This is a genomic window from Escherichia sp. WS1451, from assembly GCF_046487365.1.
GTDB lineage: Bacteria > Pseudomonadota > Gammaproteobacteria > Enterobacterales > Enterobacteriaceae > Escherichia > Escherichia coli.
This window is the reverse complement of record NZ_JBJQJP010000001.1, coordinates 169,657-184,913: the sequence shown is the minus strand read 5'-3', so window position 1 is coordinate 184,913 and position 15,257 is coordinate 169,657. Positions and strand designations below refer to the sequence as shown.

Here is a 15,257-nt window from a genome sequence, read left to right as displayed (position 1 = left end):
CTGCATTGATTAAGGGCGGCCGTAGCCGCCCTTAGTGCTTGATTACAGGACGAAACCTGCAATCTGTCAAGTAAACTCAACAAACTTCGGAATAAAAATCCCGAAGAGTCAGAGAATTACTCGCCTTTAGCTGCTTTGAAAGCTTCAGCCATTGCGTTGTTGGAGAAGTTTGCATCTTCCTGTTTGTTAACAGTTGCGATTGCATCTTTCTCGTCAGCTTCGTCTTTCGCACGAACAGACAGGCTGATTGCGCGGTTTTTACGATCAACGCCGGTGAATTTAGCTTCAACTTCGTCGCCAACGCTCAGAACCAGGGTAGCGTCTTCAACGCGGTCACGGGATGCTTCAGAAGCACGCAGGTAACCTTCAACGCCGTCAGCCAGTTCTACGGTTGCGCCTTTAGCGTCAACTGCAGTTACTTTACCGGTTACGATAGCGCCTTTCTTGTTCAGAGCAACCCAGTTGTTGAACGGATCTTCTGCGAGCTGTTTAACGCCCAGGGAGATACGTTCACGTTCTGCGTCAACCTGCAGAACAACTGCAGCGATTTCGTCGCCTTTTTTGTATTCACGAACTGCTTCTTCGCCTGCAACGTTCCAGGAGATGTCAGACAGGTGAACCAGGCCGTCGATGCCGCCGTCCAGGCCGATGAAGATACCGAAGTCAGTGATAGACTTGATTTTACCTTCAACACGGTCACCCTTGTTGTGGGTTTCCGCGAACTGCTGCCACGGGTTAGCTTTGCACTGTTTCAGACCCAGGGAGATACGACGACGTTCTTCGTCGATATCCAGAACCATAACTTCCACTACATCGCCAACGTTAACAACTTTGGACGGGTGGATGTTTTTGTTGGTCCAATCCATTTCGGAAACGTGTACCAGGCCTTCAACGCCTTCTTCGATTTCAACGAAGCAGCCGTAGTCGGTCAGGTTGGTCACGCGACCAGTCAGTTTGGTACCTTCCGGATAACGTTTAGCGATAGCTACCCACGGATCTTCACCCAGCTGTTTCAGGCCCAGGGATACACGGGTACGTTCGCGGTCGAACTTCAGCACTTTAACAGTGATTTCGTCGCCCACGTTGACGATTTCGCTCGGATGCTTAACGCGTTTCCAGGCCATATCAGTGATGTGCAGCAGGCCGTCAACGCCGCCCAGATCAACGAATGCACCGTAGTCAGTGAGGTTCTTAACGATACCTTTAACTTCCATGCCTTCCTGCAGGTTTTCCAGCAGCTGATCGCGCTCTGCGCTGTTTTCGGATTCGATAACGGCACGACGAGAAACAACAACGTTGTTGCGCTTCTGATCCAGCTTGATTACTTTGAATTCAAGCTCTTTGCCTTCCAGGTGCAGAGTGTCACGCACCGGACGAACGTCTACCAGAGAACCTGGCAGGAACGCACGAATACCGTTCAGCTCAACAGTGAAGCCGCCCTTAACTTTGCCGTTGATAACACCGGTAACAGTTTCAGCATCTTCGTAAGCTTTTTCCAGCGTGATCCAGGCTTCGTGACGTTTAGCTTTCTCACGGGACAGCAGAGTTTCACCGAAGCCGTCTTCTACTGCGTCCAGAGCAACGTCAACTTCGTCACCTACCTGGATTTCCAGCTCGCCCTGGGCGTTTTTGAACTGCTCAGCCGGGATGGCGGACTCAGATTTCAGACCAGCGTCAACCAGTACTACGTCTTTGTCGATAGCAACAACAACGCCACGAACGATAGAACCCGGGCGGGTTTCGATTTCTTTTAAGGACTCTTCAAAGAGTTGAGCAAAAGATTCAGTCATGTTTAATCTTCAGGTTTATATTTAACGTCCACCTGGCTCCATGCCGGATGGGGTTGTTTAACATACCCGCTGTCATTCCATTGCAACGGGGGTACTGCAAATTCGGTCGCTTATGCGAGAGCCAATTTCTGGCGCGCGTATTGTAGCGCTTTTTCAATCACTTGCTCAATGCTTAAGGTGGTGGAATCCAACACTAAAGCATCGGCTGCCGGAACCAGTGGCGCTACCGCTCGGTTACGATCGCGGTCGTCGCGTTCTTTGATCTCGGCCAAAAGGCGCTCAAAGTTAACACTAAAGCCCTTCTCCTGCAACTGTAGCATGCGGCGATGCGCACGTTCTTCCGAGGAGGCGTCAAGGAAAATTTTCACTGGCGCATCAGGGAATACCACCGTTCCCATGTCGCGGCCATCGGCAATCAGGCCTGGTAATTCGCGAAACGCGCGTTGGCGACGCAATAATGCTTCACGAACGCGTGGGAATGCCGCGACTTGTGAAGCAGCATTCGCCACTTCCTGAGTACGAATTTCGCCGCTGACATCTTCCCCTTCGAGGATCACTTCCAGATTGCCATTGGTCGACACAAAACGTACATCCAGATGGGATGCCAGCGGCACCAGCGCATCTTCCGAAGCAACATCAACATGGTGATGTAATGCCGCCAGTGCCAGTACGCGATAAATTGCACCCGAATCCAGCAGATGCCATTGCAACGCTTCCGCCATAGCCTTACACAAGGTGCCTTTCCCTGCACCGCTTGGGCCATCAATGGTAATAACCGGGGCAATTGCCGTCATCTTTATCTCCTTAAAACAGGCGTACCGTTAACATAACCGCGCGCATTATACGCGCCGACGCCACAAATCGTTAACGTTGTGTGCAAAAACCAGTTTTGTCTGTATTCAGATGGGGATTTATTGCGCAATTATAGCGGGCTGGCAGAAGACCAGCCCGAAAGATGACAATGATTTACTTACCAGAGGCGATACGATCACGGATGTGTTGCGCACGCTCTGTTGATGGTGGGTGAGAGTCAAACATGGACTGGGTACGACCGCCATCCAGGCTGGCCAATTTTTCAAAGCTGCCAACCAGCCCCTGGGTGCTGATGCCACGTTTCTTCAACAGATCAAAGGAGAAATCATCTGCTTCGGACTCTTTATCGCGGGAGTATTTAGCATTGATCGCGCCTTCTGCGATATCACCTAATTGTGAGCGAGAAAGCTGGGAAGCCACACCGCTGGTAGCGGAAATCGCATCACGTGCGGCAACGATCGCATAAGAAGCTTTCATTTCAGCCAGCGAGTGACCCAACGCGACGTGGCCCAGTTCATGACCCAGAACGCCTTCAATTTCGTTGTCGTTCATCATGTCCATCAGGCCACTGTAGACACGAACACAGCCGTTCGCCATCGCCCATGCGTTGACGTCGCTGGTCATATAAACCTTATAGTTGACCGGCGTGCCATTAATATTGTTACCCAATGCTTTGGCGATTTTTGCCAGACGTTTACCGTACTTGCTGGATTTACTTGCGACTTGATTGCCGCTGTCCATTTCGGCACAGCCCTGATTGGCAATCGCTTTTGCATCAGCATCGCTTAACGTTGCTGCTTTATAGGCATTTAAACCTGAGCTGATAGCCATATTGGTATCAATACCGTGGGTATTTTGACACCCTGTCAGTAATGCTGCAGAGGCCGCAATCGCCAGCAGTAATTTAGTATTCTTCATGTGAATCATCCGTTGATTAATCATATATAAATATTATGTATCAACAACTTACATTGACAAGCGACGCTACCATTAATCAAAATGACTCACAAGGTCCGAAAAAAAACGCCGACAATGTGCCGACGTTTTGATAAAGAAAGATTTGGCTATTTATTGCCCGTTGTTCATTCAGGCTGCCTGGCTAATCCGCGCCAGCTGCTCGAAATAATCCGGAAATGTTTTGGCCGTGCATTTGGGATCAAGAATCGTCACTGGTGTATCTGACAACGCCACCAGCGAGAAACACATCGCCATCCGGTGATCATTGTATGTTGCGATCTCGGCAAAGTTCAGTTTTCCCGGTGGAGTGATACGAATGTAATCGTGCCCCTCTTCGACTTCCGCACCGACTTTACGCAGTTCTGTTGCCATCGCAAACAGGCGATCGGTCTCTTTAACACGCCAGTTATAGATATTGCGCAGCGTGGTGGTGCCTTTTGCAAATAACGCCGCGGTGGCAATGGTCATCGCCGCATCGGGAATATGGTTCATATCCATATCAATGGCGTTCAGTTCACCACGCGTGCAGGAAATATAATCATCGCCCCAGCAAATGGTCGCACCCATTTTTTCCAGCACATCAGCAAAGCGAATATCACCCTGCATACTGTTGCGTCCAATGCCGGTCACTTTTACAGTGCCGCCTTTGATTGCTGCTGCTGCCAGGAAGTAAGAAGCCGAAGATGCATCGCCTTCGACCAAATAAGTACCCGGAGACTGATAAGACTGCCCGCCTTTAACGACAAATTGTTGATAGTGCTGATTTTCAATTTCAACACCAAACGTCTTCATCAGATTGAGTGTGATGTCGATATAAGGTTTAGAGACCAGATCGCCTTTAATACGAATCACCGTATCTTCCGGTGCAAGAGGCGCAGTCATTAACAGTGCGGTGAGGAACTGGCTGGAAACGGAGCCATCAACGTCAACGTTGCCGCCAGTAAAGCCGCCCTGTAAACGCAATGGTGGATAATTTTCTTGTTCCAGGTAAGTGATCTTCGCCCCGCCCAGGCGCAGCGCATCCACCAGATGACCAATGGGGCGTTCTTTCATACGCGGTTCACCGGTCAGCACAATATCATTGCTACCCAGACAAAGAGCTGCCGCCAGCGGACGCATTGCCGTTCCGGCGTTACCGAGGAACAACTCCAGGGCGCTTTTTGCGTGTAATGGACCGCCGTTACCGATGATTTCGCAACGCGTGCGATCGGCTGAAAGCGTATAGCTTACCCCTAATGCCTTTAACGCATTAAGCATATAGCGAACATCATCGCTATCCAGCAGATTGGTTAATACTGTTTTGCCATGTGCTAATGCCGCCAGCAATAAAGCGCGGTTAGAAACGCTCTTGGAACCGGGCAGATTAATAGTGCCATCGACACGGGCGATGGGTTGTAACGTCAGGGATTCCATGAACTCAACTCTCTACAACAGAAATAAAAACCCCACAGGCTGGCTGTGGGGATTAAGCAAAATTTCGGCATTAGCCGTGACGGCGTTCGAACTCAACCATGAAGTCTGTCAGCGCTTTAACGCCTTCCAGCGGCATGGCGTTATAAATAGACGCGCGCATTCCGCCGACCACACGGTGACCTTTCAGCGCATGAAGGCCAGCAGCAAAAGACTCTTCAAGGAACAATTTGTCAAGCGCACTGTCCGCCAACTGGAACGGCACGTTCATCCGCGAACGGTTAGCTTTCGCCACGTCATTGCGGTAGAAATCGCTGTTATCAATCACCCCATACAGCAGTTCTGCTTTTTGCTGATTGATTTTATCCATTTCAGCTACACCGCCGTTCGCTTTCAGCCATTTAAAGACCAGACCAGACAGATACCAGGCAAATGTCGGTGGCGTGTTAAACATGGAGTCGTTATCGTTGAGGATGGAATAATCCAGAATCGACGGACACGCGATATTCGCTTTGCCCAGCAAATCTTCACGAACGATGACGATTGTCAGGCCAGCCGGGCCGATATTTTTCTGCGCGCCAGCGTAAATTACCCCATAACGGCTGACGTCAATCGGACGGGAAAGAATGGTTGAAGAGAAGTCGGCGGCGACCACCACATCTTTGCCGAAGTCTGGCGTTTCGTCGATGGCGATACCGTCGATGGTTTCATTCGGGCAATAATGCATATAAGCAGCATTATCAGAGAGTTGCCATTCACGCATTGGTTTAACCGCGCGCAGACCATCAACAGTCACTTTGGCGTCAAAGACATTAGGCGTGCAGTATTTTTTCGCTTCTTTAATGGCACTTGCCGCCCAGTAACCGGCATCAACATAATCTGCAGTGGTTTTATCACCGAGAATATTCAACGGAACAGCAGCAAACTGACCGCGACCGCCGCCATGGCAGAACAATACCTTGTAGTTGGAGGGGACATTAAGAAGATCGCGAAAATCCTTCTCGGCTTCCTCTGCAACCTGAATGAACTCTTTGCCCCGGTGACTCACTTCCATCACCGACGTACCAAGACCGTTCCAGTCACGCAGTTCCTGTTGAGCCTGTTTAAGCACCTCTGCCGGTAGCATTGCCGGACCAGAACTAAAATTGAAGATTTGAGCCATTTCCCCTCACCACGTTGCGTTGCTATTAACCCGCGGTCAATCGATTGCGACCACAGGTAATACATTATTCCTGTGGCTATCGGTTTTATCATTCAGTGACACACATCGCAATGAGTAAAACCGTTGAGGGCAAAAATGTGGCTTGCATCACACAAAAGAATCTCTCGGATTATTAGCAAAAAGCCGATGTTTTTACTGTCACGTCACCCGTTTTGCCCGACTTGCCTTCGTCCATTCTGGATTTGCACAGCGCGGACATAATTGTTTTTCCCCCGCGTTCATATGAATGATTTCACTGCAACGAATGCAGGCATAGTCCGCCGACTCGGGTACCACTTTGTAACGCTGAGTACAATCACTGGGTAAAATAAGTAAACCCGGTTTCACCTTGTCATCTTCAAAGAAATAGACACTGATTTGCCCGTTGGTTTCGAGAATCGCCAGACGTACCTGCCCCAACTGCTCTACACCGCGCAATCGTAGCTCCATAAAGAACTCAAATTCCGTCATGTTGGAGTTATTGAGTTTTGACCAGGCCAGCTCGCCATCTTCAATAATGACAACCGGCTTGCCTTCCAGAAGATCTTCCAGTTTTTCACTGTGCGCCATCAACCACATTACCAGGCGGTATAACAACGCCAGAGTAATAAAGACGATAAGTACCGGGACCATCGGCACATCATCATAAAACGCCACATCTCCCGCCGCTGATCCCAGCGTCAGAATGATTAACACTTCAAAAAGCGACATCTGCCGCACACCGCGTCGTCCGGTCATTTTGAGGAACAAAAAAACCAGTACAAAGGTATAAAGACTACGTAGTGCAACTTCGCCAAGGAAATCAAAAGGCACTTTATCAAATGCCATACGGTGGAGATCGAACGCCTTCATTTTTATGCTCTTATCGTGGTTTATCCGCTAAAAGCATAGCCAACAGTTCATCGGCATGGCGGCGGTGATAGCGCCTTTGAGATAAAACCCGTATTATTGCGCGCTTTCCGTACGACTAAAGTGATTTTCATGACGCAAACATTTATCCCCGGCAAAGATGCCGCTCTGGAAGATTCCATCGCACGCTTCCAGCAAAAACTTTCAGACCTCGGTTTTCAGATTGAAGAGGCCTCCTGGCTGAATCCGGTGCCTAACGTCTGGTCTGTACATATTCGCGACAAAGAGTGCGCCCTGTGTTTTACCAACGGTAAAGGCGCAACCAAAAAAGCGGCGCTGGCTTCTGCCCTCGGTGAATATTTCGAGCGTCTCTCAACCAACTACTTTTTTGCTGATTTCTGGCTGGGCGAAACCATCGCCAACGGTCCGTTCGTGCATTATCCCAACGAAAAATGGTTCCCACTGAGCGAAAATGACGATGTGCCAGAAGGGCTGCTCGATGACCGTCTGCGCGCATTTTACGATCCGGAGAATGAACTGACCGGCAGCATGCTGATTGACCTACAATCCGGTAACGAAGATCGTGGTATTTGCGGTCTGCCGTTTACGCGCCAGTCCGACAATCAGATCGTTTATATTCCGATGAATATCATTGGTAACCTGTACGTTTCTAACGGTATGTCCGCTGGCAATACCCGAAACGAAGCACGCGTTCAGGGGTTGTCCGAAGTTTTCGAACGCTACGTGAAAAACCGCATTATTGCTGAAAGCATCAGCTTGCCGGAAATCCCGGCAGACGTGCTGGCGCGTTACCCAGCGGTGGTTGAAGCCATCGAAACGCTGGAAGCAGAAGGTTTCCCAATCTTTGCTTATGATGGTTCGCTTGGCGGCCAGTATCCGGTGATTTGCGTGGTACTGTTCAATCCTGCTAACGGTACCTGCTTTGCCTCTTTCGGTGCGCATCCTGATTTTGGCGTAGCACTGGAACGTACCGTGACCGAGCTGCTGCAAGGTCGTGGCCTGAAAGATTTGGATGTGTTTACTCCGCCAACCTTCGATGATGAAGAAGTTGCTGAACATACCAACCTCGAAACGCACTTTATCGATTCCAGCGGTTTAATCTCCTGGGACCTGTTCAAGCAGGATGCCGATTATCCGTTTGTGGACTGGAATTTCTCCGGCACTACGGAAGAAGAGTTTGCTACGCTGATGGCTATCTTCAACAAAGAAGATAAAGAAGTTTATATTGCCGATTACGAGCATCTGGGCGTTTATGCTTGCCGTATTATCGTGCCTGGCATGTCCGATATTTATCCGGCTGAAGATCTGTGGTTAGCGAATAACAGTATGGGTAGCCATTTACGTGAAACCATTCTCTCGCTACCAGGCAGTGTGTGGGAAAAAGAAGATTACCTGAACCTCATCGAGCAACTGGATGAAGAAGGTTTTGATGACTTTACTCGCGTACGTGAACTACTGGGTCTGGCGACCGGACCGGATAACGGTTGGTACACCCTGCGTATCGGTGAATTAAAAGCCATGCTGGCGCTGGCTGGTGGCGATCTGGAACAGGCTCTGGTCTGGACTGAATGGACGATGGAATTTAACTCATCAGTGTTCAGTCCGGAACGCGCCAACTATTATCGCTGTCTGCAAACGTTGTTATTACTGGCACAGGAAGAAGACCGCCAACCGCTGCAATATCTGAATGCCTTCGTTCGTATGTATGGCGCAGACGCCGTAGAAGCTGCCAGTGCGGCAATGAGCGGTGAATCGGCGTTTTATGGCCTGCAACCCGTAGATAGCGATCTGCACGCATTTGCTGCACATCAATCGTTGCTGAAGGCCTACGAAAAGCTGCAGCGCGCCAAAGCGGCATTCTGGGCAAAATAAAATCAAATAGCCTACGCAATGTAGGCTTAATGATTCGTCTGAGTTATATTACGGGGCGTTTTTTTAATGCCCCACTTTACATATATTTGCATTAATAAAATAATTGTAATTATAAAGTTAAATATCGGTAATTTGTATTTAATAAATACGATCGATATTGTTACTTTATTCGCCTGGTGCTCCCTTTTAATTAACTGTTTTAGCGGAGGATGCGGAAAAAATTCAACTCATTTGTTAATTTTTAAAATTTATTTTTATTTGGATAATCAAATATTTACTCCGTATTTGCATAAAAACCATGCGAGTTACGGGCCTATAAGCCAGGCGAGATATGATCTATATCAATTTCTCATCTATAATGCTTTGTTAGTATCTCGTCGCCGACTTAATAAAGAGAGAGTTAGTGTGAAAGCTGACAACCCTTTTGATCTTTTACTTCCTGCAGCAATGGCCAAAGTGGCCGAAGAGGCAGGTGTCTATAAAGCAACGAAACATCCGCTTAAGACTTTCTATCTGGCGATTACCGCTGGTGTTTTCATCTCAATCGCATTCGTCTTCTATATCACAGCAACCACTGGCACAGGAACAATGCCCTTCGGCATGGCAAAACTGGTTGGCGGCATTTGCTTCTCTCTGGGGCTGATTCTTTGTGTTGTCTGCGGAGCCGATCTCTTTACTTCCACAGTGTTGATTGTTGTTGCTAAGGCGAGTGGGCGCATCACCTGGGGTCAGTTGGCGAAAAACTGGCTAAATGTCTATTTTGGCAATCTGGTCGGCGCACTGCTGTTTGTACTTTTAATGTGGCTTTCCGGCGAGTATATGACCGCGAATGGTCAATGGGGACTAAACGTCCTACAAACCGCCGACCACAAAGTGCACCATACTTTTATTGAGGCCGTCTGCCTTGGTATCCTGGCAAACCTAATGGTATGTCTGGCAGTATGGATGAGTTATTCTGGCCGCAGCCTGATGGATAAAGCGTTCATTATGGTGCTGCCGGTCGCGATGTTTGTTGCCAGCGGTTTTGAGCACAGTATCGCAAACATGTTTATGATCCCGATGGGTATTGTAATCCGCGACTTCGCATCTCCGGAATTCTGGACCGCTGTCGGTTCTGCACCGGAATATTTTTCTCACCTGACCGTGATGAACTTCATCACTGATAACCTGATTCCGGTTACGATCGGTAATATTATCGGCGGTGGTTTGTTGGTTGGGTTGACATACTGGGTCATTTACCTGCGTGAAAACGATCACCATTAATGGTTGTCGAAGTACGCAGTAAATAAAAAATCCACTTAAGAAGGTAGGTGTTACATGTCCGAGCTTAATGAAAAGTTAGCCACAGCCTGGGAAGGTTTTACCAAAGGTGACTGGCAGAATGAAGTAAACGTCCGTGACTTCATTCAGAAAAACTACACTCCGTACGAGGGTGACGAGTCCTTCCTGGCTGGCGCTACTGAAGCGACCACCACCCTGTGGGACAAAGTAATGGAAGGCGTTAAACTGGAAAACCGCACTCACGCGCCAGTTGACTTTGACACCGCTGTTGCTTCCACCATCACCTCTCACGACGCTGGCTACATCAACAAAGCGTTGGAAAAAGTTGTTGGTCTGCAGACTGAAGCTCCGCTGAAACGTGCTCTTATCCCGTTCGGTGGTATCAAAATGATCGAAGGTTCCTGCAAAGCGTACAACCGCGAACTGGACCCGATGATCAAAAAAATCTTCACTGAATACCGTAAAACTCACAACCAGGGCGTGTTCGACGTTTACACTCCGGACATCCTGCGTTGCCGTAAATCCGGTGTTCTGACCGGTCTGCCAGATGCTTATGGCCGTGGTCGTATCATCGGTGACTACCGTCGCGTTGCGCTGTACGGTATCGACTACCTGATGAAAGACAAATACGCTCAGTTCACCTCTCTGCAGGCTGATCTGGAAAACGGCGTAAACCTGGAACAGACTATCCGTCTGCGCGAAGAAATCGCTGAACAGCACCGCGCTCTGGGTCAGATGAAAGAAATGGCTGCGAAATACGGCTACGACATCTCTGGTCCGGCTACCAACGCTCAGGAAGCTATCCAGTGGACTTACTTCGGCTACCTGGCTGCTGTTAAGTCTCAGAACGGTGCTGCAATGTCCTTCGGTCGTACCTCCACCTTCCTGGATGTGTACATCGAACGTGACCTGAAAGCTGGCAAGATCACCGAACAAGAAGCGCAGGAAATGGTTGACCACCTGGTCATGAAACTGCGTATGGTTCGCTTCCTGCGTACTCCGGAATACGATGAACTGTTCTCTGGCGACCCGATCTGGGCAACCGAATCTATCGGTGGTATGGGCCTCGACGGTCGTACCCTGGTTACCAAAAACAGCTTCCGTTTCCTGAACACCCTGTACACCATGGGTCCGTCTCCGGAACCGAACATGACCATTCTGTGGTCTGAAAAACTGCCTCTGAACTTCAAGAAATTCGCCGCTAAAGTGTCCATCGACACCTCTTCTCTGCAGTATGAGAACGATGACCTGATGCGTCCGGACTTCAACAACGATGACTACGCTATCGCTTGCTGCGTAAGCCCGATGATCGTTGGTAAACAAATGCAGTTCTTCGGTGCGCGTGCAAACCTGGCGAAAACCATGCTGTACGCAATCAACGGCGGCGTTGACGAAAAACTGAAAATGCAGGTTGGTCCGAAGTCTGAACCGATCAAAGGCGATCTCCTGAACTACGATGAAGTGATGGAGCGCATGGATCACTTCATGGACTGGCTGGCTAAACAGTACATCACTGCACTGAACATCATCCACTACATGCACGACAAGTACAGCTACGAAGCCTCTCTGATGGCGCTGCACGACCGTGACGTTATCCGCACCATGGCGTGTGGTATCGCTGGTCTGTCCGTTGCTGCTGACTCCCTGTCTGCAATCAAATATGCGAAAGTTAAACCGATTCGTGACGAAGACGGTCTGGCTATCGACTTCGAAATCGAAGGCGAATACCCGCAGTTTGGTAACAACGATCCGCGTGTAGATGACCTGGCTGTTGACCTGGTAGAACGTTTCATGAAGAAAATTCAGAAACTGCACACCTACCGTGACGCTATCCCGACTCAGTCTGTTCTGACCATCACTTCTAACGTTGTGTATGGTAAGAAAACTGGTAACACCCCAGACGGTCGTCGTGCTGGCGCGCCGTTCGGGCCGGGTGCTAACCCGATGCACGGTCGTGACCAGAAAGGTGCAGTAGCCTCTCTGACTTCCGTTGCTAAACTGCCGTTTGCTTACGCTAAAGATGGTATCTCCTACACCTTCTCTATCGTTCCGAACGCACTGGGTAAAGACGACGAAGTTCGTAAGACCAACCTGGCTGGTCTGATGGATGGTTACTTCCACCACGAAGCGTCCATCGAAGGTGGTCAGCACCTGAACGTTAACGTGATGAACCGTGAAATGCTGCTCGACGCGATGGAAAACCCGGAAAAATATCCGCAGCTGACCATCCGTGTATCTGGCTACGCAGTACGTTTCAACTCGCTGACTAAAGAACAGCAGCAGGACGTTATTACTCGTACCTTCACTCAATCTATGTAATTAGATTTGACTGAAATCGTACAGTAAAAAGCGTACAATAAAGGCTCCACGAAAGTGGGGCCTTTTTTAGCACGAGAGCCTTTTTTGTCAGCTATCTATACTTTAAGGTGACTGCCAAAACAGACTCGACGTAGCCTTCGAGCTGCGCACCAACACGGCCTCAGATGGGCCACATCTGGAGAAACACCGCAATGTCAGTTATTGGTCGCATTCACTCCTTTGAATCCTGTGGAACCGTAGACGGCCCGGGTATTCGCTTTATCACCTTTTTCCAGGGCTGCCTGATGCGCTGCCTGTATTGTCATAACCGCGACACCTGGGACACGCATGGCGGTAAAGAAGTTACCGTTGAAGATTTAATGAAGGAGGTGGTGACCTATCGCCACTTTATGAACGCTTCCGGCGGCGGCGTTACCGCATCTGGTGGTGAAGCAATCCTGCAAGCCGAATTCGTTCGCGACTGGTTCCGCGCCTGCAAAAAAGAAGGCATTCATACCTGTCTGGACACCAACGGTTTTGTTCGTCGTTACGATCCGGTGATTGATGAACTGCTGGAAGTAACCGACCTGGTCATGCTCGATCTCAAACAGATGAACGACGAAATTCACCAGAATCTGGTTGGCGTATCTAACCACCGTACACTGGAGTTCGCTAAATATCTGGCGAACAAAGATGTTAAGGTGTGGATCCGCTACGTTGTTGTCCCTGGCTGGTCTGACGATGACGATTCAGCGCATCGCCTCGGTGAATTTACCCGTGATATGGGCAACGTTGAGAAAATCGAGCTCCTCCCCTACCACGAACTGGGCAAACACAAATGGGTGGCGATGGGTGAAGAGTACAAGCTCGACGGTGTAAAACCACCGAAAAAAGAGACGATGGAACGCGTGAAAGGCATTCTTGAGCAGTACGGTCATAAGGTAATGTTCTAATTTCCCCGTAAAACGGCAACTTTATTGAGTTGCCGCTTTTTTATTCCGTGCTGCATAAATAATTCAGGGCTCTATTTCTAGCGCCCTTACAGCACAGCTTCCAAATGTATTACCCAAACCGCCAGTATATGTCCTGCGGCTTGCGCGCATTTCTCGATTATGTAAAAACGGGTCAGATCTGCCAGAGTCAGCGTCACCGACCACAATAATTATTTACTATTCGCTTTACGCGCAAGTAACGGGAATATCAGCCCCAGTCCAACCAGGACAAATGGCGTCGCAATATTCAGCGCCAACTGAAAAGTCCACTCTGCGGTGAAGGCTTCCATTTTCGGGAAAATCCCTGTCAGGCAGGCAAAAGCGGTAAAGGTAAAACACCAGATCCCGACAGTCATCGCCAGCGGCCTGTTACGAATAAAGACATACTCTGGTTTATATTTCTGCGCCAGACGAACGACTGCAATAAATGCAACAAATACCCACAGATAGCGTAGTGGCATCACCACCGAGTTAAGATTCAGCAACCACTTGTAGAGATTATTCATATCGCCGATACCCAGCGTCGGCAGCATAATCAGAATCGCCACCAGTACGAGCGTCAAAAAATAGCCATTGACAGGTGTACCTGAAACGTTAGTTCGGCATAAACTGGCTGGAATATATTTGCTGTCAGCATCACCTAATAGCACTTTAAGCGGGGCATCAATCGAGAATACCAGCGCCGCTACTTGTCCCAGGGTATTCGCAATGGCGTAAATCACCATTAAAGTATTACCCATGTTGTAATACTCGCCCAGTTTCTGAAATGCGTAATACTGACCGTTAGTCATTAAGTCATCCGGGATATTACGCGAGTCAAACATCATCCCCATCGCCAGTGAGCCCAGAATGGCACAAACCGCAACCATCACCGCCAGACATAACATCCCTTTTGGAAATTCTTTTCCTGGGTTGCGCGTTTGATTAACGTAAGGAGAAATCTTCTCTGCTCCGCCAACCGCGAAAACCAGCATTGAAATAGTGGTAATGTAGGTAAAGTCGATATGAGGAATGAACGTTTCCCAGGTAATGTTTGTGGTCGCAATATGCACTTCAGTAATTGCAGGCGCGGTTACCGCCATCGCCACATACAGGAGCGACATAACAAACATCGCAATCCCTGCCACAGAACCGACGATTTTCAGCGATTTCATACCGCGTGAAGCAACCCACATAAAGAAGATAAACAGCACCAGCGTTAACCCCTGTAACGCTACGACTGAATATTCTTTGATTAACGAACCGTCGCCTTTCATCGCCCAACCGAGCGCAATCAGTATTGCCTGGGGTTTTTGTGCCAGATAGGGAATATGCACTACCCAGTAGGTCCACGCGGCGAGGTAAGCCAGTCCGGGTCCCATCGTGTGTTTAATCCAGGTACTGACCCCGCCCTTCCCATCTTTGAAGGTCGAGCCTAACTGACCAACAATTAGCGCATAAGGTGTGAAATAGAGCGCAAAGATAAACACCCATGAAAAAACAACCACCAGCCCCTGGTTGGCGTAGTTATTAACAACGTTGCCAAAACCCCAGACAGTGATAAAAGACATCAGCGCAATGTTGTACCATCGCAGCTGTTTTTCCTGAACATTCCCAGCCATAGACAAATCCTTCGCCAAAATTAAAGGGGCATCTGTAAAACGAGGGATTATGCGCGGCAAATAAGAAGTGCGGAAATAGCGAAATGCAAAATTATAACCTGCTGCACATTTTATTTTTAAACGAATAAAATTTGGAATAAAGCAAGTCAGATAGAAGAAACAAAAAAGCAGA

General features: G+C 48.9%; 11 protein-coding genes and 1 pseudogene. 5 read left to right on the top strand and 7 right to left on the bottom strand.

The features are described from left to right. Window positions 1–116 precede the first annotated feature (116 nt). The 6 genes from rpsA to ACJHX7_RS00865 form a co-directional block, all read right to left on the bottom strand. A complete protein-coding gene (gene rpsA, locus ACJHX7_RS00890; protein WP_000140327.1) occupies window positions 117–1,790 on the bottom strand; it encodes a 30S ribosomal protein S1 in 1,674 nt (557 codons plus the stop codon). 110 nt (window positions 1,791–1,900) lie between these two features. Continuing rightward, window positions 1,901–2,584: a (d)CMP kinase gene (gene cmk, locus ACJHX7_RS00885; RefSeq protein WP_000125016.1), complete on the bottom strand. Its 684-nt coding sequence runs from the start codon at window positions 2,582–2,584 to the stop codon at window positions 1,901–1,903. A 172-nt stretch (window positions 2,585–2,756) separates the two neighbouring features. Then, window positions 2,757–3,521 carry a metallopeptidase YcaL gene (gene ycaL / locus ACJHX7_RS00880; protein WP_001353317.1) on the bottom strand — a complete coding sequence of 255 codons (765 nt, stop codon included), beginning with the start codon at window positions 3,519–3,521 and terminating at the stop codon, window positions 2,757–2,759. 168 nt (window positions 3,522–3,689) lie between these two features. Next, complete coding sequence (aroA, locus tag ACJHX7_RS00875) at window positions 3,690–4,973, bottom strand: 3-phosphoshikimate 1-carboxyvinyltransferase (RefSeq protein WP_094029829.1); 1,284 nt, start codon at window positions 4,971–4,973, stop codon at window positions 3,690–3,692. 70 nt (window positions 4,974–5,043) lie between these two features. Continuing rightward, complete coding sequence (gene serC / locus ACJHX7_RS00870) at window positions 5,044–6,132, bottom strand: 3-phosphoserine/phosphohydroxythreonine transaminase (RefSeq protein ID WP_000057147.1); 1,089 nt, start codon at window positions 6,130–6,132, stop codon at window positions 5,044–5,046. Window positions 6,133–6,330: 198 nt separating this feature from the next. After that, complete coding sequence (locus tag ACJHX7_RS00865; protein ID WP_000642852.1) at window positions 6,331–7,023, bottom strand: DUF421 domain-containing protein; 693 nt, start codon at window positions 7,021–7,023, stop codon at window positions 6,331–6,333. Between the two features lie 129 nt (window positions 7,024–7,152). Between ACJHX7_RS00865 and ycaO the strand changes: the two genes are divergently transcribed. The 5 genes and pseudogenes from ycaO to ACJHX7_RS00840 all read left to right on the top strand — a co-directional run. Continuing rightward, window positions 7,153–8,913 carry a 30S ribosomal protein S12 methylthiotransferase accessory factor YcaO gene (ycaO, locus tag ACJHX7_RS00860; protein ID WP_094029830.1) on the top strand — a complete coding sequence of 587 codons (1,761 nt, stop codon included), beginning with the start codon at window positions 7,153–7,155 and terminating at the stop codon, window positions 8,911–8,913. Between the two features lie 405 nt (window positions 8,914–9,318). After that, window positions 9,319–10,176 carry a formate transporter FocA gene (gene focA, locus ACJHX7_RS00855; protein ID WP_094029831.1) on the top strand — a complete coding sequence of 286 codons (858 nt, stop codon included), beginning with the start codon at window positions 9,319–9,321 and terminating at the stop codon, window positions 10,174–10,176. A gap of 54 nt (window positions 10,177–10,230) precedes the next feature. Then, window positions 10,231–12,513 carry a formate C-acetyltransferase gene (pflB, locus tag ACJHX7_RS00850; RefSeq protein ID WP_001292812.1) on the top strand — a complete coding sequence of 761 codons (2,283 nt, stop codon included), beginning with the start codon at window positions 10,231–10,233 and terminating at the stop codon, window positions 12,511–12,513. Window positions 12,514–12,704: 191 nt separating this feature from the next. Next, window positions 12,705–13,445 (top strand): pyruvate formate lyase 1-activating protein, encoded by a 741-nt coding sequence (pflA, locus tag ACJHX7_RS00845; protein ID WP_000111038.1) that lies wholly within the window; start codon window positions 12,705–12,707, stop codon window positions 13,443–13,445. 98 nt (window positions 13,446–13,543) lie between these two features. Then, a pseudogene (locus ACJHX7_RS00840) lies at window positions 13,544–13,654 on the top strand (LysR family transcriptional regulator); the annotation flags it as partial. Here the strand turns inward: ACJHX7_RS00840 and ACJHX7_RS00835 are convergent. Next, window positions 13,655–15,085, bottom strand: a complete 1,431-nt coding sequence (locus tag ACJHX7_RS00835; protein ID WP_094030414.1) for an APC family permease — start codon at window positions 15,083–15,085, stop codon at window positions 13,655–13,657. Window positions 15,086–15,257 lie beyond the last annotated feature (172 nt).